This window comes from Larkinella arboricola (assembly GCF_003259745.1).
Taxonomy (GTDB): Bacteria; Bacteroidota; Bacteroidia; order Cytophagales; family Spirosomataceae; genus Larkinella; species Larkinella arboricola.
Map to the genome: position 1 here is coordinate 403,180 of NZ_QLMC01000003.1, position 18,321 is coordinate 421,500.

General features: G+C 49.3%; 16 protein-coding genes. All 16 read right to left on the reverse strand.

What is annotated here, in order from left to right; translation table 11 throughout:
- Positions 1-27: 27 nt before the first annotated feature.
- Positions 28-1,368, reverse strand: coding sequence for an NADH-quinone oxidoreductase subunit NuoF (gene nuoF, locus LX87_RS13045; protein ID WP_111628682.1), 1,341 nt, complete (start codon positions 1,366-1,368; stop codon positions 28-30).
- Between the two features lie 111 nt (positions 1,369-1,479).
- The gene (gene nuoE / locus LX87_RS13050; RefSeq protein ID WP_111628683.1) at positions 1,480-1,977 is read right to left on the reverse strand and encodes an NADH-quinone oxidoreductase subunit NuoE; all 498 of its coding nucleotides are present in this window, start codon (positions 1,975-1,977) and stop codon (positions 1,480-1,482) included.
- Between the two features lie 160 nt (positions 1,978-2,137).
- Positions 2,138-3,385, reverse strand: coding sequence for an NADH dehydrogenase (quinone) subunit D (gene nuoD / locus LX87_RS13055; RefSeq protein WP_111628684.1), 1,248 nt, complete (start codon positions 3,383-3,385; stop codon positions 2,138-2,140).
- Positions 3,386-3,474: 89 nt separating this feature from the next.
- A complete protein-coding gene (locus LX87_RS13060; protein WP_111628685.1) occupies positions 3,475-3,978 on the reverse strand; it encodes an NADH-quinone oxidoreductase subunit C in 504 nt (167 codons plus the stop codon).
- Positions 3,979-4,091: 113 nt separating this feature from the next.
- Positions 4,092-4,637, reverse strand: a complete 546-nt coding sequence (locus LX87_RS13065) for an NADH-quinone oxidoreductase subunit B (protein ID WP_111628686.1) — start codon at positions 4,635-4,637, stop codon at positions 4,092-4,094.
- A gap of 55 nt (positions 4,638-4,692) precedes the next feature.
- Complete coding sequence (locus LX87_RS13070) at positions 4,693-5,064, reverse strand: NADH-quinone oxidoreductase subunit A (RefSeq protein WP_111628687.1); 372 nt, start codon at positions 5,062-5,064, stop codon at positions 4,693-4,695.
- 141 nt (positions 5,065-5,205) lie between these two features.
- Complete coding sequence (locus tag LX87_RS13075; protein WP_111628688.1) at positions 5,206-7,344, reverse strand: sialate O-acetylesterase; 2,139 nt, start codon at positions 7,342-7,344, stop codon at positions 5,206-5,208.
- Between the two features lie 195 nt (positions 7,345-7,539).
- On the reverse strand, positions 7,540-10,191 hold the full coding sequence (locus LX87_RS13080; protein WP_170139363.1) for a T9SS type A sorting domain-containing protein: 2,652 nt from the start codon (positions 10,189-10,191) through the stop codon (positions 7,540-7,542).
- A 115-nt stretch (positions 10,192-10,306) separates the two neighbouring features.
- Positions 10,307-11,308, reverse strand: a complete 1,002-nt coding sequence (gene obgE, locus LX87_RS13085; RefSeq protein ID WP_111628690.1) for a GTPase ObgE — start codon at positions 11,306-11,308, stop codon at positions 10,307-10,309.
- Positions 11,309-11,353: 45 nt separating this feature from the next.
- Positions 11,354-11,926: an adenylate kinase gene (locus tag LX87_RS13090; RefSeq protein ID WP_111628691.1), complete on the reverse strand. Its 573-nt coding sequence runs from the start codon at positions 11,924-11,926 to the stop codon at positions 11,354-11,356.
- Positions 11,927-12,083: 157 nt separating this feature from the next.
- Positions 12,084-13,859, reverse strand: coding sequence for a tetratricopeptide repeat protein (locus LX87_RS13095; protein ID WP_111628692.1), 1,776 nt, complete (start codon positions 13,857-13,859; stop codon positions 12,084-12,086).
- Positions 13,860-13,952: 93 nt separating this feature from the next.
- Entirely contained in the window at positions 13,953-14,882 is a 930-nt protein-coding gene (locus LX87_RS13100; RefSeq protein WP_111628693.1) for a PstS family phosphate ABC transporter substrate-binding protein, read from the reverse strand.
- A 214-nt stretch (positions 14,883-15,096) separates the two neighbouring features.
- Complete coding sequence (locus LX87_RS13110) at positions 15,097-15,927, reverse strand: energy transducer TonB (protein WP_111628695.1); 831 nt, start codon at positions 15,925-15,927, stop codon at positions 15,097-15,099.
- Positions 15,928-15,965: 38 nt separating this feature from the next.
- The gene (locus LX87_RS13115) at positions 15,966-16,493 is read right to left on the reverse strand and encodes an ExbD/TolR family protein (protein ID WP_111628696.1); all 528 of its coding nucleotides are present in this window, start codon (positions 16,491-16,493) and stop codon (positions 15,966-15,968) included.
- Between the two features lie 52 nt (positions 16,494-16,545).
- Complete coding sequence (locus LX87_RS13120; protein WP_111628697.1) at positions 16,546-17,172, reverse strand: ExbD/TolR family protein; 627 nt, start codon at positions 17,170-17,172, stop codon at positions 16,546-16,548.
- A 44-nt stretch (positions 17,173-17,216) separates the two neighbouring features.
- Positions 17,217-18,050 carry a MotA/TolQ/ExbB proton channel family protein gene (locus tag LX87_RS13125; protein ID WP_111628698.1) on the reverse strand — a complete coding sequence of 278 codons (834 nt, stop codon included), beginning with the start codon at positions 18,048-18,050 and terminating at the stop codon, positions 17,217-17,219.
- Positions 18,051-18,321: the final 271 nt, after the last annotated feature.

The following is an 18,321-nucleotide window of genomic DNA, read 5'->3' on the forward strand; positions in this document are numbered from 1 at the left end:
AGCTATAGCGTCCAATAAATAATTAAACTACACCAGTGCCATATCTCCTTTGAAAACCGCGCCCGGTTGGGTGGCTTCGGAAGGGTTGGTGATATGCCACTCAAATTCATCGCGGAAGTGGCGGATGGCGCTGGCTACCGGCCAGGCCGCAGCGTCGCCGAGCGGACAAATGGTGTTTCCTTCGATCTTTTTGGCCACATCGACCAGCAGATCAATATCATGTTGATTACCGTGACCGTACTCGATCCGGTGTAAAACCCGTTCCATCCAGCCGGTTCCTTCGCGGCAGGGGCTACACTGCCCGCAGGACTCGTGGTGGTAGAACCGGGCGAAATTCCAGGTATTGCGAACAATGCAGGAAGTTTCGTCAAAGACAATGAAACCGCCCGAACCCAGCATGGTTCCGGTCTGGAAACCGCCATCCGACAACGACTCGTACGTCATCAGGCGCGGGTCGCCGTTGGCCAGTTTCAGAATCAGGTTGGCGGGCAAAATGGGTACGGAAGAACCACCGGCTACCACGGCTTTCAGGTGGTGACCATCGCGAATACCGCCACACCATTCATCGGAGTAAATAAACTCTTCGACCGGAACGCCCAGCTCTATTTCGTAGACCCCCGGCTTTTTGATATGTCCCGAAGCAGAAATTAATTTGGTACCGGCACTTCGGCCAATACCGATGGCCGCATACGCTTCCCCGCCATTGTTGATGATCCAGGATGTGGTAGCAATAGACTCCACGTTATTTACTACCGTCGGACTCTGATAAAGCCCTTTCACAGCCGGGAATGGCGGTTTGTTGCGCGGATTACCCCGTTTGCCTTCGAGTGACTCCAGCAGGGCGGTTTCTTCGCCACAGATGTAAGCTCCACCACCGGGCTGCACCACCAGCTCCAGATCATAGCCCGTTCCCAGGATATTTTTCCCCAGAAAACCGGCCGCTTTGGCTTCGGCAATGGCTTTTTCAAGAATACGAACGACGTACATCAACTCACCCCGTACGTAAATAAAGGACTTGTTAGCCCCCAGCGCGTAGCTGGAGATAATCATCCCCTCGATGAGAACATGCGGGAGATTCTTCATCAGATAGTGGTCCTTGAACGTACCGGGCTCCGATTCGTCGGCGTTGCAGACCAGATAACGGGGTACGCCCTCGGGTTTAGCCAGGAAGCTCCATTTCATTCCCATCGGGAAACCTGCACCACCCCGGCCCCGTACGCCAGACTTCTTCACTTCTTCGACCACCTCATCGGGTGTCATGGTTTTGAGCGCCTTTTCAACAGCGGTATAACCACCCTGTTTCCGGTATACATCGTATGTTTCGATGCCGGGAACGTTAATATGTTCGAGCAGAATCTTTTTGCCCATAGTGAGTAGGAACTGGGTTTAAATCAAAGTGGGTTGAAGCGTAGAACGAGTTCGTCGGTCGCTTCTGCCCTTACCGGAGCTGTTTTCCTGTATTAGAAGAACCGTAAAGCATTATTTACTCAATTCTTCGATAATCTCATCGACGCGCTCCTTCGTCAGATGCATGTAATATTGTTCCCGAATCTGGAAAACGGGGCCCATACCGCAGGCTGCCAGACACTCCACTTCTTTCAGCGTAAATTTCTGATCGGGAGTTGTTTCGCCCGCCTGGATGCCCAGTTTCTGTTTCAGGTAATCGTAAACCTCTTCGCCCCCCATCAGGCAGCACGGGCCCGTCCGGCAATATTCAATTACGTGTTTACCAACGGGGTCCAGGTGGAACATAGTATAAAATGTGGCCACTTCGTAGACCTCAATGGCCTGAATGTCCAGCATCCGGGCTACGTAGTCCATCACTTCCGGGCTCAGCCAGCCCCATTGCTCCTGAGCCAGGTGTAGCAACGGTAAGAGAGCCGACTTTTGACGACCTTCCGGATAACGGGCTATAATTTCCTGTGCTTTGGTGAGCCGTTCGGGGGTAAATTCTACGGTATTTTGCGTTTCCGTCATATCGGTTTACAGCGGGTATTCTTCAAAATTTCCTGCCACGTCAACGGTGCAGGTTCAAACTTATCGTTAGCCAACAGGTCCAGATGGGCGGCTTCAAAACCTTCTCAAAATCTGCCTGTCAGTTGGAATGAATTCCTTTTTGACGTTCTCCCTCGCCGGATTATCCGTCCAGTTCGCCCGCAATTACGTTCATGCTACTCATAATGACAATGGCATCCGAAAGGGTCAGCCCTTTGCACATTTCAGGGTAAGCCTGGTAATAGATGAAACAGGGCCGCCGGAAATGCAGCCGGTAGGGCGTCCGGCCACCGTCGCTAATGAGGTAAAAGCCCAGCTCTCCGTTTCCGCCTTCAACGGCATGATACACCTCGCCCACCGGAGCATCGATCTCGCCCATCACAATCTTGAAGTGATAAATCAGGGCTTCCATGTTCCGGTATACTTCTTTTTTCGGCGGCAGGTAATATTCCGGCGCATCGGCAAAGTAGGGGCCTTCCGGCAGGTTTTCAAGGGCTTGCTCGATAATCCGCAGACTCTGCCAGATTTCTTCGTTCCGCACCATAAACCGGTCGTAGGTATCGCCACTTTTGCCCACCGGAATTTCAAATTCGAAATCCTGGTAGGACGAATACGGATTCATCACCCGTACATCGTAATCGACACCGGCAGCCCGCAGGTTCGGGCCGGTAAAACCGTAATTCAGAGCCCGTTCTGCCGTAATACCGCCTACGTCAATGATGCGGTCCATGAAGATCCGGTTGCGGTTGAACAGCTTCTCAAACTCGCGCATAATGGGCGGAAAACGCTTGAGAAACGCCCGAATTTTCCGAATGGCTTCTGGTGACAAATCGCGCTCCATGCCACCAATGCGGCCCATGTTGGTAGTCAGACGCGCTCCGCAGACTTCCTCGTAAATTTCATAGATGTTCTCCCGTTCCTCGAACAGGTAGAGGAAGCCCGTAAAGGCGCCCGTATCCACCCCAAGAATACCGTTACAAATCAGGTGGTCGGCAATCCGGGCCAGCTCCATCATGATGACACGGATGTATTCCGCCCGCTTCGGTACCTTGATATCCAGCAGCTTTTCGACCGTCATGTGCCAGCCAAAATTGTTGATCGGCGACGAACAATAGTTCATCCGGTCGGTCAGCGTGGTAATCTGGTAAAAGGGACGCTGTTCGGCAATTTTCTCGAAAGCCCGGTGAATGTAGCCAATGGTCTGTTCACCCGAAACGATTTTCTCCCCATCCATTTGCAGAATGTTCTGGAAAATACCGTGCGTAGCCGGGTGCGTGGGACCAAGGTTGAGGGTCGTTAACTCATTAACGTACTGAACCGATTCTTCAGACTTTGCCGGCAAATCGCTGCCGGGAATATTTTTATTCGATATATCGAGTACGGTATTCATGTAGCTTGAAAGTAATAAGGGTTCGATGGTTAAACAGTATCATGCGTTAAACAGCCATTCTGCCATTTAACCATCCAGCCATCCAAACCCTATCGGCCAAATAATGCGTCAATTTTATCTTCCCGCGTCGGGTCTTCAAGCGGATACTGTTTCCGCATCGGGAAGTAGTCCATGTCCTCCATGTTCAGGATCCGGATCAGTTTTGGATGGCCGTCGAAGATAATACCGAAAAAATCGTAGGTTTCGCGCTCCATCCAGTTCGCACTCTGGTAGATATTCGTCAAGGTTGGCATGTGCAGATCGTTTTCTGCCAGAAAAACCTTGATGCGAATCCGAAAATTATTAACCAGACTATGAAGTTGATAAACAACGCAGAATTTTCGGGCCGGCTCCGGATCGTCGGGATAATGAATACCGCAGAGCGTTGTCAGAAAATTGATCTGGTATAGAGGATGATCTCTCAAATATTCAATCATCGAAATGATTTGTTCCCTCCGGGTTGACAGGGTCAGCATGCCGTACGGTTCGTCAAAATCGTAGACATTTTCACCAAACTGGCGGATCAAATCTTTAGCAACTTCTTCGTTGGTCATGAAAAGAGTTCGAATTGCTGGATAATGTAATGGTTAGATGGTCAAATTCGTCAACGGCGGTCTGTGTATCAAAGCCATTTACTAGTCGGCCATCCAACCATTTCCCAATCCAATTATTGAATATTATACGATTCCAGCAGATGCTGATATTCGGGTGAATTCCGACGGCGCAGGGATTCGTTTATAGCCAGTTCCTGAACCTGCATCAGGCCGTCCAGAATCTGCTCCGGACGCGGTGGACAACCCGGTACGTACACATCGACCGGGATGATGCGGTCGATGCCTTGCAGAACGCTGTAGGTATCAAAAATACCGCCACTCGATGCACAGGCACCAATGGCAATTACCCAACGCGGTTCGGCCATTTGCAGATAGACCTGTTTAACAACCGGGGCCATTTTCTTGGCGATCGTTCCGGCTACGAGCAGGACATCGGCCTGACGGGGTGAAAAGCTCGGACGCTCGGCACCAAAACGGGCGATGTCATACCGGGATGCCATAGTCGACATGAACTCGATGCCGCAGCAGGACGTTGCAAAAGGAAGCGGCCACAGCGAGTTCGCCCGGGCCAATCCAATGATTTTATCGAATGAAGTCGCCTGAAAGCCGGCCCCGCTATAGTTATCGGGTGCCTCGACAATTTTAATATCACTTGCCATAGTGTTCGGTTATTTGTTGATGACAACAGATAAACATTTAATCCTGAGTTTCAGTTTACTCCCACTTCAAAACTCCCTTTTTCAGGATGTAATAAAATCCGGACAGCAGCAAGCCCATGAACAACACCATTTGCAGGAATCCCTCCATGCCCAGACTTTTGAAGTTCACGGCCCAGGGATACATGAAAATTACTTCAACATCGAACAGAACAAAGAGAATGGCAATCAAAAAGTATTTGATTGAAATCGGTGCCCGGGCGTCACCCTGTACCGGAATACCGCACTCAAACGGGTCATCTTTCTTTATGCTGTTTCGTTTCGGTCCAATATTGTGCGTGACAATCATCGTTGTCACAATAAATCCCAGCGCCAATCCCAATTGGATGAGAATAGGCAGATAATCAGAAGGCAAATAGGTTGTGTTCATACTAGGTCGCAGAAAGCACGCAAGTTAATGATATTTTAAACACAAATATATTGTTCAAATTTACCAAATAACCCTGGATTTATCAACATAAAAGGGGCTTGCCAATCCATTGGCAAGCCCCTTTTATTACCTATTTGGCCCTTACTTTATCCAAACCCGCCGGGTAGCCTCATAACCGTCGGCCTTAATCCGGATAACGTAGTTGCCTACGGAGAGGGCGGACAGGTTGATGGCCACCTGATTATCAAAAACCGGCACCAACGTCTTGTAAACGACCTGACCGCTTAAGGTTGAGACGGTTATGTCCGCATTTTTAATGTTTTCTTTAATTTCAAGCCGTACAATACCGTCGGCGGAAGGGTTCGGAAAAGCAATGATTTCGTTTCCGGCCTTTTCATTACCGATGTACGGAACCTCCTTCGAATACGGCGAGTAACAAACGATGGACGTATTACCCAGCGTAAATGTTGTTTTGGAGCGAGCCGAATAGAATCCGTTCTGGGTTACCTTAATTACGTCCGCATTTCCGCCAACCCGTTTTCCGTCCGTCTGCCAGTCGTATTGCCGTTTGGCGGCTGGTGCGCCAGCGGGCGGAAGGGCCTGCAAAGAGAAAGGTCCACGTTGTTCGATAGTGGGAGCCGCCTGCCGGGGCTGGATAACCAGGCTGGCCGGAGCCGAAACCGCCGAAGTACAACCGTACAGATTGACCGCCCGCGCGGTATACGTACCCGCTGTTCCGACGGTAAGCTGCCGGGACGTGGCATTCGTGCTCCAGATAATATTATTGGCTACCGGTGCATCGGTGGTAAACGTAAAGGTCGAATCGGCACAAGCCTGCTGCTGCCCCGACTGCGTGATCTTTGGCGTCACCGGAACCAGCGGAGCCGCTATCGTAACCGACGGTGAAATAAACGTTGTGCCGGTCGCATCTTTTGCAATGGCGTAGTAGGTACCGGGCGTCGTAACATTCAGGGTACTGCCTTTCTGGCCGTTGCTCCACGTAATGTTGGTGAACTGAAAGGCCGTATTGTCCCGGTCCCGCACTTCCGTCTGCAAACTCAGACTGACGCTCTGGTTGGTCGTTGCACAGGCAACCGACAAAGCCGGTGTTGGCAAAGGCAGCAGTGGAACAGCTCCGCTAAAAAACCGTTCATTCATGCTGGCAAACCAGGCTTCGGCGTACTGCCGCAGGCCGTCGCCCCCGAAGTGGGTTCCACCGTCGTTGTTTTCGGCGTCGTAACGCGGTATCTGAATGTTGTCGGTTTCGGGTCCGGCAAAGACGTTGTTGTTAAATGTACCGATTACCTGATTCTGAGCCGCGATAATACCGGGATCAAAGCGCCCCAGGTTGTAGGAAGAGCGGGCCAGCATCCAGGACGGATACCGACGCGTATCGGCCCGGGTTTTGTTAATCAGCAGTTGCATGGAGTTACGGTATTGCTCCTGCGGAAGCCGTAAGTGATTATCGGTTTCGCCCTGCTGCCATAATACCGCCCGCAAGCCCTGAAGTGAACTAAAATACCGCAACGAAACCAGCAGGTTCCCATAGGGCATTCCGGCTGGCAAATTTTGTTCAATAAAAACGTTTTTGGTCGTTCCGCCGTCGAAGCTTTCTATCCAGTTATGAATGGCGGTTCCGGCCCAGGCGGTATTGATAAACAAAACCGGAACGTTATACCGGCGGGTAATCATGTCGCCCAATAACCCCCAGCACCAGGCGCTCTGGCCCCGCGGCCCCACGAGCGCATCGGCCCCGAGTTGCCGGAAACTGAGCGAAGGCGGATTTTCGAGCGAATTAGCCACGGTATTATCGTAGGTGATGCAATTAACCCGATCGTCGGTAGCTCCCTCGGCTCCGCGCTGCTGAAAGCCCTGGGCATTTGATTGGCCGGTGATAATAAAAACTTCGCCAATCCCGATTCGAGGCACGTTATCCTGCCCAACGAGGGTGTTGCCCTGCCAGGCCCGCGCTTCCAGCCGGTACCAGCCGCCCCTGCCCTGGATAGCCCCCTGAAACAGCCCGCCCTTCGGTTCTGTTTGGATGGTCTGCCAACCCGTCTCAATGCCCTGTCCTTCATTCATGGGCACCAGACGAGCTTCAACTTTCGTAATGGGCTGCGTGTAAGAACCGGAAATGAATAAGGTGCTGTTGTCGCTTTGATCCCGTTGGAAAACAGCTCGGCTGGAAGGATACGTTATTTTTAACTGTGCAAGGGTAGGATACCCAAAAAGAAAAAAGCCCGCTATGCAAAGCATCCGGGTAAATGCATTCAAGTTCATTCGTTAACACGTAATCGTTCTTAGTACAATCTTTTCTATTTATAAATGACCTGATTCTATTATGTGCAGATAGGCAAGGAGAAAGCCTTTACCGGCCTTCTCCTTGTGAAATTACTCAACAAATATTCGTATTTTTTTTGGGAAAACAAAGTAGTTTCCGGAAAGCATGGAAAGAAGACGCCTACCCATAACACTCTATAAACCAATTAATAACCTTTTTGAAACATTAAATGTCGCCGATCGGACGTTCAGAATGTAGTGGCCCGCCGGAACTGTTGACAAATTCCAGGTCTTCCGCTCATTAAAGTTTTCAACCGTCGTTTTCCACAGGACCTGCCCGCTCAAGGTCATCAGGGTTAGCGTGGCATCGGTAAGATCGTCCAGAGTTTCCAGGGTAAATTCTTTATCCGGGCTGGGATTTGGATAAATACTTAGTCCCTCATTATCGATAATAAGCGTAAAAGCAATAGGAGCCGAGAAATCGGATGCGCAGACCAGATTGCTGCCGTAGGCCAGATAAGCCCGCGTTCGGTAGGATCCGGTTTGATTGGCTTTGATAATGGGCTCACGAGGTTCAATGGCCACATTATCCCTCTCCCACGCATAATAGTCGCCCTGTCGGGTTCCGGCTGCTTCCAACGTATAGGTTCCGATCTGCTTAATAGTCGGCACCGACGGTACAGGCTTTACGTCAACAACAACACCGGCCGATGGCGGAGAAAAGCAGCCGTTTGCATCCCGTACACGAGCCGTATAGGTATTCGCCCGGGTTGCAACAATACTTTGCGTTGAATCGCCCACATTCCAGAATGCTCTCAGCGGACTGCTGGCGGTCAATGTCACCCGTTCCCCGTCGCAGAAAGTAGTGGAGCCGCTCACGGTCACGGTCGGCGGGGTTGGCAATGGATTAACCTGAATGGATATCGTATTGGAAGGATCCGAAAGACAGTTGTAAATGTTCCGGGTTCTGACCAGGTAGTTACCGGGCTGATTAGTCGTTACGCTCCGCGATGTCTGCCCGCTTTCCCAGACGTAATTCGCTTCAGCCGTCGAGGTCAGGGTAACGGTCTGATCGGCGCAGAACGTGGTCGGACCGCCAGCACTGATTGTCGGGCGGTTGGGCAATGGATCCACAATAATGGCAACCTGATTAGACGGTTTGGAAGTACAGCCGTTCTGATCGGTAACCGTCAACGAATAGGTACCGCCCCTGCGCACTTCGATCTGCTTTGTTTTTTCGCCGGTGCTCCAATTATACGTCAGTGCATCCGTTGCTTCCAGTGTGGTAGCATTCCGATCGCAAAAACGAGCCTGACCCAGATTGCGGACGGTCGGTGAGGTGGGCAGTGGATTTACGTTAACGGTAATTTCGTTGGACGTAAATTCGCAATTACCCGCATCTCGGTAAACGGCCCGATACGTACCAGCCGCCGATACGGCTACATTTTTTCCCGTCGCATTGTTGCTCCAGAACGTGTTGTCGTAGGTAGAAGTCAGCGTCACGTTCGCCCCCTCACAAAAGGTAGTCGGTCCGTTCGCCGTAATCGTTGGCCGTTCGGGAACCTGATAAGGTGCCGTAAAAACCGTGTTGCCCAGCGCATCTTTTACAGTGGCCATGTAGCGCCCCGTTCCAACATTAATCGTTTGGGAATTTCCGCCCCCGTCCCAGTTAAACGAGGTATAATTTCCGTCTACTTTAAGCGATAACGTATTGCTGCCCGCACAGCTTACCGAAAGGGTTGCTCCGGGTGCTGGTGCCTGAGGTCTGGAATTTTGGAAGAAACCATCATTCAGGCTGTTATTCCACGCATCGGCGAGTTGTACCAAACCGTTATCATGAAAATGCACCCGGTCGGAATCGTAAGGGCCAGCGCGGGGAATTTGAATCCGATCGGTTTCGGGTCCGGCAAAAACATTGCTAACCGTTTGAATCACTCTGTTCTGTCCCGCAATAACATTATCGTCAGTCCCATCTGGATCGGAATAGGACGCCCGGCTCACCACCCAGGAAATGTCCTTTGCGCTATGCTCCCGGCTTCGGGTAATCACGCGCGACAAGTTGCCAGCGTAATCATCAATGGAGCGGTTGAAAAAGTTGTCGGCTTCTCCCTGATGCCACAAAATAGCCCGGATACCCAGCATCTGAACGTAATAATTCAAGGCTGTTTTCAGGTTTCCATACGGCTGTCCAACCGGATATTTTTCGGTATTGGTATATTCCTCTGTTGTCTGAATACCGTCGGCGCTTTCCCGCCAGTTTTTAGAAGAAGACCCCTGCCAGGCCGCATTAAAAAACAGGACCGGCACACCCAGGCGTTCAACGAGCCTGTCGCCCAGTACACCCCAGCACCAGGCACTCTTTCCGCGTGGAAAAATCTGTCTACCGGCATCCAGATGCGAAAATTCAAGCGTATTCGGATCGAACGGAGAGCTCTCGCTACCTATTCCAAAATTAACACAGCTAACCCGATCACTACTAGCGCCCCGCTCACCAAAATTAAGGAAGCCCTGCGCGTTGGATTGACCGGCAATTACAAAAACTTCCCCCACACCAATTCGTTCTACTCCTCCGCCTTCAATGTACTGTTCGCCCTGCAGGCCCCGAATTCTCAGGCGGTACCAGCCGCCCTTTACCGTAACCGAACCAGCAAAAGCCCCCCCTTTCGGGTTTTCCTGAAGAGTTGTCCAATCCAGCAGCGTGCCGCCCTCCATTGGTTCGGCCCGGACCTGAATGCGGGAAAACGGTAACGAATAATAGCCGCCAATCCAAAGACGAGCTTCGTTGCCATTATTCCGTTGGAAAACCATTCTGGACCGGGGAAACGTAACCTGAAGTTGCTGCGCCATGACAAACGCAGGAAGCAAAAAAAATAAGAAGTAGAATAACGTTGTAGAAATTCGATTAATCTTCATAATGTCCGATTGAGTCAATCACGGTAGGTGCTCGCCGGATTGGGTACTGTTAGTCTTCCGTACGGGTTAAGGCTTTCCATATCAAGTCTTTAAGTTCCATTAATCCCTGTTGGCGAATCGCGGAAATAAATACCGTCGGTATGCCAGCGGGTAAACGATCAATAACCGTGCTATAGTCTATTTCCTCGATTAAATCTATCTTAGAAATAGCCAGCAGACGCTCTTTATCCAGCAATTCAGGATTGTACTGGCGTAGTTCGTTCAACAATGTTTCATATTCGGCAGCCCAGTCTTCGCTGGTGGCTGGCACCACAAACAGCAAAATGGAATTCCGCTCGATATGCCGCAAAAAGCGCAGACCCAGCCCTTTACCCTGTGAGGCCCCTTCGATAATTCCCGGAATGTCGGCCATCACAAACGACTTATAATCCCGATATGCCACAACACCCAATTGGGGAACCAAGGTTGTAAACGGGTAGTCGGCAATCTCGGGCTTTGCCGCCGAGACGACCGACAACAGAGTTGATTTACCGGCGTTCGGAAAACCTACCAGACCAACATCGGCCAATAGTTTCAATTCCAGAATAATCCACGCTTCCTGTCCGGGTTCGCCCGGTTGCGCGTAGTCGGGTGTCTGGCGGGTCGACGATTTATAATGATCATTCCCCAACCCGCCCCGACCACCGTGGAGCAAAATAATCTCCTGGCCATCTTCCGTGATTTCGGCCATTCTTTCACCGGTTTCCGCATGACGCGCCACGGTGCCCAGGGGTACTTCAATAACCACATCGTCTCCTTCCGCACCCGTCCGGCGGCCTCCTTCGCCGGCCCTACCCGGCTTGGCTTTGATGTGTTTCTGATACTTTAAATGCAGTAATGTCCAGAGCTGGGCGCTTCCTTTCAGAATGATATGTCCTCCCCGGCCACCATCTCCTCCATCTGGCCCACCCTTATCGACGTGTTTTTCCCGCCGAAAGTGCATGGAACCCGCTCCTCCCGCTCCGGACCGAACATTAATTTTTACGTAATCTATAAAGTTTGATGAAGCCATGCTCTTTGTTTAACCCTACTGCTGTGCCTGACGCGTACGAAGCGTTTAGGCGGTTTCTATCTTCTCACAAATGGCCTGGAAAATCTCTTCGATGCTTCCAATGCCGCTGATGGCTTTAAACTTACCCTGCGACTCGTAATAGCCAGCCACAGGCGCAGTTTTATCGTTGTATTCTTTAACCCGTCGCCGGATCAGGTCTTCGTTCTGGTCATCAGGGCGCCCCGACGACAAACCCCGGATCAGCAACCGTTTGGTCAGTTCTTCTTCATCCACCACCAGAGCAACCATTACCGTAATCCCGGTATTGTATTGCGCCAGCAGCTGATCGAGCGCTTCGGCCTGCGGAACCGTCCGCGGAAACCCGTCAAAAATAAAACCGGCTGCCGACTGATTCTCTTTCAGCTTGTTCTCAATCATTCCAATTACCACCTCATCGGGTACCAGGATTCCCTGATCCATGAGCATTTTGGCACGTAGTCCCAGTTCGGTTCCTTCCCGTATTTCGGAGCGTAGCAGGTCACCTGTAGACAAATGCACCAAGCGATACTTGGCAATTAATTTTTCACTTTGTGTGCCTTTCCCGGCACCCGGTGGGCCAAATAGTACAAGATTGAGCATAGAGGTTTGTAAGATACACGCAAGTTTGCGTACAAAAATACAATTCTTGTTAGGAAAATATCATTTTTCCACCTAAGTATTTATCAATAGGGCCCTTAAAACAAAAGAGGAACCCCTCAACAGAGTTCCTCTTTTGCACTTTACCCAAGGTTAAGGGTTATTTCGTAGCCTTACCAGCTGGTTTTTTCGCAGCAGGTTTGCTAGCGGGCTTCGTAGCAGCGGGCTGCTGAGCCGGCGGATTCAGGGCGTTCTGCACATCCTTATCGTTCGGATCCAGTTCGGCTGCTTTCGACAGGTATTCCCGCGACTTCTCCGCATCGTTTTTATTCGCATAGTACGATGACAAGAATTTATAGGCCGTCATCATATACCGTTTGTTCGCTTCTTTCTTGGCTGCATCTGCCGCGATTTCCTTATCAGCTACTTCGAGGTATTTCTCGTACAGCGGTACAGGCTCACCCGTATTCATGGCACCTTTCGTATCACTGAAGTAGTTGGCCGAAGCACGGAAGTAGTAACCCGGTGACCAATCCGGCGTGATCTGATTTACTTTCAGGAACGCAGAGTCAGCAGCGGTGTAGTAATTTTCTTTTGCCTGACGAATCGCAGCCGTGTCACCATTCATCATCAGCGTGCTATCCCGACCAATCCGGCTTGCCTGCAGGTAGTTAGACATCCCCAACTGGAAATAATCGTTGGTCGTAGCTTTGCTCGTATCCATCAGAATGGCTTTCTTCCAGGCACCGATCGCTTGATCATATTTTTTACCACTATACAAAAGCTTACCAATTTCCCGGTACACGTTTTCTGTGCTGTCCATCGGAGCCGCTTTCTCTAGATTCACAATGGCCAGCGAGTCACCTTCGGGCGTACCCAGTTGCGCATACGCACGACCCAGGTATTTATAATCGTCAGGAATAACACGGTCCGGGGCAGTTTGAATGAAGTTATTCAAAGCCTCAATGGATTCGTTGTATTTACCGGCACCTGAATATGCCCAGCCGTAAATCCGTTGAATAACCGGCGTGTTTACTTTACCTTTCAATTGGTCCAGCTTCTGAATGGCTCTCTCGTTATCACCCGCCAGGAAGTCGAACTGAGCCGAACGCAGCAGTTTGTCCACGTTGGTAGTCTGGCTTTTCTGGATGTACAAATCCATGTTTTTAGAAGCGTTCTTGTAAGCACGTGAGCCAAAGAAGGCTTCGGCCAAGTCTTCATACGTAGGAGCGAAATCCGGATCAGCGGCAATGGCTTCTTCGTAAAACTTCTGCGCCTGCGGATAGTTTTTAGCACGCAGGAACGTGTTACCGATCTTGTATTTAGCTTCGGCATTGTTCGGACGGATGGCCAGTGCGTTTTCGTATTTCGTTACCGCATTACCACCGTCGTTTTTCAGCGTGTAGGCATCACCCAACGCCATTTCAATTTCGGCGTTCTCATTTTTCTTATCGCGTTCGTCGGCAATAGTTAAAATCCGGATGGCTTCAGCCGGATCATTGATGCCTTCCTCCGGTTTTCTAAACATGGTGTACGCTTCGCCTGCACGCAGCAATACGTCCATATTTTTATTCTTTGTTTCTTTTAAGGCATTATTGATGATGGTTTTCGCCGTTGCCCCATCTTTCTTAGCCAAAGCGACAGCACCCAATCCAACGTTGTTAAGTTGGTTTTTAGGATCAGCAGCCACACCTTTTTCAAACGCTTGTTTTGCAGCATCCGGATCGCCAGCTTTCAACTGGGCATATCCCAAGTAAAAATAGTTATCGGCCGAAGGGGCACTGGTTGCCAAACCTTGAAATGTTTGGATAGCCTTGTTGTAACGGCCTGCTTCCAGATCCTTCACCCCCGATTGTGCATCTTGGGCAACCGCTTGTAATGTGCCGAGCATACCGGCGGCCACCACTGTCAACAGAGCTTTCTTTTGAAACTTCATGCCTTTTTCAGGTTGAGAATGGATAAAAAATAAATTACTATTTAATAATAACAAAATACAAAACCATAAGATTACCCGAACGCAGAAAAAATTTCACCTTTTTTCCAGGTATACCTCCCGGTTATACGGCTCAGCGGGCCAGATTCCACTCTTTTCAATCAAAAGGCCGCCTACATCCCGTGCAATATACGTCATCAAACCACCGCCAAGCCCTGAATGGGCCTCACGGCTAAGGATGTAGATTTTCCGGCGCAATGGATATAATTCCAGCCCGAGGTTCCGTTGAAACGGTTGGTAATATTCTTCTACGGATGTAGGGTTAGGCTTTTCCGAAACCCCCAATACGCGTAAATCTTTGGATAGTTCAGCAGTCAACGGTACGTCACCATCGCTGATCCAGTTTACGCCAATAAAGCCCAGTGCCACCGGATTCTTACGAACGTAATCAATGACCTGTTTATTTGAGTTAACCGTAAAAATTTTCAGTTTACTCACATCGGTTACATTGAACCGTTTCAGCATATAGGTCAGATTACTGGAATTATTGTTATCGAAAACCAGGATAATCGGTCCGGTCAACGAAGCTCCCTGTAACTGTTCCCACCGCGTAATTTTTCCCTTGAAAATATCGCCTAGTTCAGCCATTGTAACCAGGCTATCTTTATGCGTCTGGCTAACAATCAGAGCGATACCGTCTGTGGCGATAAATTGCGTCTGAACTTTGATTTTTTCCTGATTTAGAGCAGCTACTTCCCGCTCATTCAGTTGACGGGTCGAAAACACCAGCCGTGCGCTATCCCGTAGCATCATGCTGATCGCTTCCTGTTCTGGTTTGTAAACCGTATTAAAATTCGTATTTGGGTTGACTCCTTCATAGGCACTGGTCAGCATATCAACGACCGGCTGTAAGGATTCATCCGCTGTAATTGTAATCTCGCCACGGCTCGGGGTATCGCTCGGTTTGGAACATGCACCCAGCAGTACCAGCCCGACCCATATCGCCTTTCTTACAAAAACATTCATAAATCCCTGAAACGTTGAAATCCCCGCAGCATGCGGAAGGCTCCGTAAATTAATAAGATAGCTGCAAAGATATACCGCAGTGCGCCCGAAGGAAGCATTCCAAAAGACTGAGAGGAGGCAATCAAAAAGATGCCTCCTCCCATATAAGCCAGCCCCATAAAAATATTAAGATACCGACTTAGCAGGCCTGAAGTGGGTTGTCTCATATCGACAATTACTCCAACTGGAAGTTGATTGGCAAGTTGTATTTAACCCGCACCGGACGACCCGACTGTTTACCCGGTCTCCATTTGGGCATGGCTTTTACAACGCGCATGGCTTCTTCATCCGTACCGAAGCCCAGTCCTTTCAGAACCGTTACGTCCTGAATACTGCCATCGGTATTTACAACGAAGCTAACAAATACCCGGCCGGACACGTTAGCCCGTGAAGCTGCGGGTGGGTAACGAATGTTCTTGCTAAGGAATTGGCCCAGCGCCGACATCCCACCCGGGAATTCCGGATTTTGTTCAACTACGGTAAAGATTTGCTCTTCTTTCGGAGCCGCTTCCACTGCCGCTTCCACTTTCGTCGGGCCAGCAGTTTCTTCGGGTGCCACAATTACTTCTTCAGCGTTGGGGTCACCTTCCTGGGTTTTTTCGGCGGCTACGGCCTCCTTCAGTTCTTCAACTGTCGGCGGAGGTGTTTCTTCCGGTACTTCTTCATCCGGTTTTACTTCCGGCGGAAGGAATTTTACCGTGTTCACCTTCGGCATTTCAACCGGCGGTGGTGGCGGTGGCGGTGGTTCATTCGGATCGATTGGCGGTGGTGGTATCTTCATCAGGTCCACTTCAACCATTGCCTGCTCCTGTTCTTCAGGAGTTAAGACGTTAATGATGGTCGGGGTAGCCATTGCCACAAGAAACAACGCCGAGCCGATAATCAGCGAGCGGTAGATTGTCTTGGAATAGCCCTTCCGTAATGAATACGCACCATATGCCTTATTGCGTTCTGCGAACACAATATCGTCAAGCGTTGGCGCAGATGCTGCCGTTACTTCTGCCATGGTGATTTAAATTAGTTAAATAGCCTTTACAAGCTTGATTACTTCAGTTTGTCGGCAATCAGTTTCTCCTCATCCGGAGTAAGCTGATCAACCAGTGCATAACGCTTTGACTTTGTTATTGCCATTTCATCCAGAATATCTACCATATTTCTATACGTAGATTTTGGAGTTGGCTTGATAACGACAACAAAATCGGCCCCAATTTTGGCTCTGGCATCCAGGATTGCCTGCCGCAGTTGCTGCCCATAACGAACAGTTTCCAGCTTCGGATCCTCATTGGCTGCCTTTCCGGCAATGTAGTGCACTTCGTTATTCTGTCCCAGGAACAGCGTCATTACTTTCGAAGCCTTAATAGGCTCCGTCTCGACTTTTTCGGTCTTGTCCGGCACGTTAAGCGTCATCGAAGACGGCTTGTTCAAGGTGGTAGCAAGAATAAAAAAGGTAATTAGCAGAAAGCCCAAATCTACCATCGGGGTCATATCGACCCGCGTAGACATTTTTTTACCGCGGACTTTACCACCACCTTTATGCTTACCACCACCCCCACCGGTGTCGATATTTGCCATCTTTTACAAGTTTAAGGCGATGAATCGCGTGAGTTATGGTTCTAATACTCTATTAATCGTTCGTCCAACCGGCTGGTGGAGCTTCGGTACCTGTAATCAGGTTGAACTTGTTGATGTTCTGCGATTGCAGGGAACTCAACACGTTTTTGAAGCTAGGAAATTTAGCCAGGTTATCGCCTTTCACAGCAATCCGCAGTTTGCTGTTTGCTTTACGAGCGTTGAATACCCATTGAGCCAACTGGTTAGTCTGTAGATTAGCCGTTGAGTCAACCGGAATTCCTGGTTGCTTAATTTGCTTTTGTTGTTCAGGTCTTAAAGCCAGATAAGATTTTAACTGGTTAACCGGCATTCCAAAGTTTGGAAGCAGACCGAACGATTTCTTTTCCCGATCCGAGAAAGAAATACCGTAGACTTCTCCGATGTTTTCGAGCATGGCCCGACGGTGCTCCTGGTTATCAATCCCGAAGAATACCTGACCATTTTTGTCTAAGCTGATGGTCATGATATCTGTATCCGGGACTTTGATACCGGAGATAGACGTTGGCGTTTCAATGGCGGCTGCTTCGTTTTGTCTGAACTGAGCCGTCATGATAAAGAAGCTCAGAAGCATGAACGCCATGTCACACATTGCCGTCATATCCGTCGTCGGTGCCGAACGTTTTGGCTTTACTATTGGCATATCTAATTACGTTTTATATATAAACGTTAAGCCACTCAGAAAAATTAGTTGTGAGCAGCAAAGTTTTGCTGGATGCTCAAACCGATTTCGTCGATGTTGTAGGTTAATTCGTCAATACGGCTGGTGAAGTAGCTATACATGATGGTGGCAACAGCCGCCGTACCGATACCGATAGCGGTATTTACAAGGGCCTCAGAGATACCTGTTGAAAGAGCCGCCGTATCCGGTTGACCAGACGTACCCATGGCGCTAAAGGCACGGATCATACCCAATACCGTTCCCAACAGAGCGATAAGCGTTGATACAGAAGCCAGCGTGGCAATGATGGTCAGGTTTTTCTCCAGCATTGGCAGTTCAAGCGTCGTTGCTTCTTCTACTTCTTTTTGCAGAGCAACCAATTTCTGTTCTTTTGTCAGTTCGGCATCCGATCTCAGTTGTTGGTATTTCAGCAGGGCCGTTTTCACAACGTTTCCAACTGAACCTTTTTGACGGTCGCACTCTTTGATAGCGCCTTCTACATCGTTACGGTCGAGCATGCCTTTTACTTTCCGAACAAATTCATCAATCGAACCTGAACCATTGGCACGGCCGATCGTAATAAAACGTTCAATTGAGAAAACCAGCACAATTAAGAAACAGGTAAAAAGAAGAGGTACAATAGGCCCGCCTTTGTAAACAACGCCGAAGTAATCACCTTCCAGGGGCAGGTTTTCGTTGCTACCACCTACAAAGTGACTTCCATCGCCGAATATGAACATGTACACGGCTACGGCAATCGCAAACAAAATAGGAATGACAAACACCGGATTCAGACCGCTCGACTTTTTCTTGGGAGCTGCTGCTTTAGCTGGTGCTGGAGTTGGAGATTGTGTTTTCATTAGACTAACTGTAGGGTTAAATTGAAACTGGTTTTTTGTGTAAAGAAAACGAAAATTTCAAATTGAAACGTTTTAGTAGAATAAAATTTCGGACGACTTTTCTTGAAGCCTATTACAAAAGTATCAATTTTCTATCTGAATTTATACAAGCGGTCAGGTCATTTTTTTGTTAAAACGAGAAAATATGCTACGTTTTTTATATTTTTCTAAGGTAAACGGCCATAAAACAAGTTTATAAAAATTTTATAACTATTTCTTTTACACGCTATTA

Coding starts and splice junctions, on each gene's coding strand:
- LX87_RS13070 (WP_111628687.1), bottom strand. CDS start 5,064: ATGAACACAACCTATTTGCCTTCTGATTATCTGCCTATTCTCATCCAA.
- LX87_RS13075 (WP_111628688.1), bottom strand. CDS start 7,344: ATGAACTTGAATGCATTTACCCGGATGCTTTGCATAGCGGGCTTTTTT.
- LX87_RS13090 (WP_111628691.1), bottom strand. CDS start 11,926: ATGCTCAATCTTGTACTATTTGGCCCACCGGGTGCCGGGAAAGGCACA.
- nuoF (WP_111628682.1), bottom strand. CDS start 1,368: ATGGGCAAAAAGATTCTGCTCGAACATATTAACGTTCCCGGCATCGAA.
- LX87_RS13080 (WP_170139363.1), bottom strand. CDS start 10,191: ATGGCGCAGCAACTTCAGGTTACGTTTCCCCGGTCCAGAATGGTTTTC.
- LX87_RS13100 (WP_111628693.1), bottom strand. CDS start 14,882: ATGAATGTTTTTGTAAGAAAGGCGATATGGGTCGGGCTGGTACTGCTG.
- obgE (WP_111628690.1), bottom strand. CDS start 11,308: ATGGCTTCATCAAACTTTATAGATTACGTAAAAATTAATGTTCGGTCC.
- LX87_RS13095 (WP_111628692.1), bottom strand. CDS start 13,859: ATGAAGTTTCAAAAGAAAGCTCTGTTGACAGTGGTGGCCGCCGGTATG.
- LX87_RS13115 (WP_111628696.1), bottom strand. CDS start 16,493: ATGGCAAATATCGACACCGGTGGGGGTGGTGGTAAGCATAAAGGTGGT.
- LX87_RS13060 (WP_111628685.1), bottom strand. CDS start 3,978: ATGACCAACGAAGAAGTTGCTAAAGATTTGATCCGCCAGTTTGGTGAA.
- LX87_RS13120 (WP_111628697.1), bottom strand. CDS start 17,172: ATGCCAATAGTAAAGCCAAAACGTTCGGCACCGACGACGGATATGACG.
- nuoE (WP_111628683.1), bottom strand. CDS start 1,977: ATGACGGAAACGCAAAATACCGTAGAATTTACCCCCGAACGGCTCACC.
- nuoD (WP_111628684.1), bottom strand. CDS start 3,385: ATGAATACCGTACTCGATATATCGAATAAAAATATTCCCGGCAGCGAT.
- LX87_RS13110 (WP_111628695.1), bottom strand. CDS start 15,927: ATGGCAGAAGTAACGGCAGCATCTGCGCCAACGCTTGACGATATTGTG.
- LX87_RS13065 (WP_111628686.1), bottom strand. CDS start 4,637: ATGGCAAGTGATATTAAAATTGTCGAGGCACCCGATAACTATAGCGGG.
- LX87_RS13125 (WP_111628698.1), bottom strand. CDS start 18,050: ATGAAAACACAATCTCCAACTCCAGCACCAGCTAAAGCAGCAGCTCCC.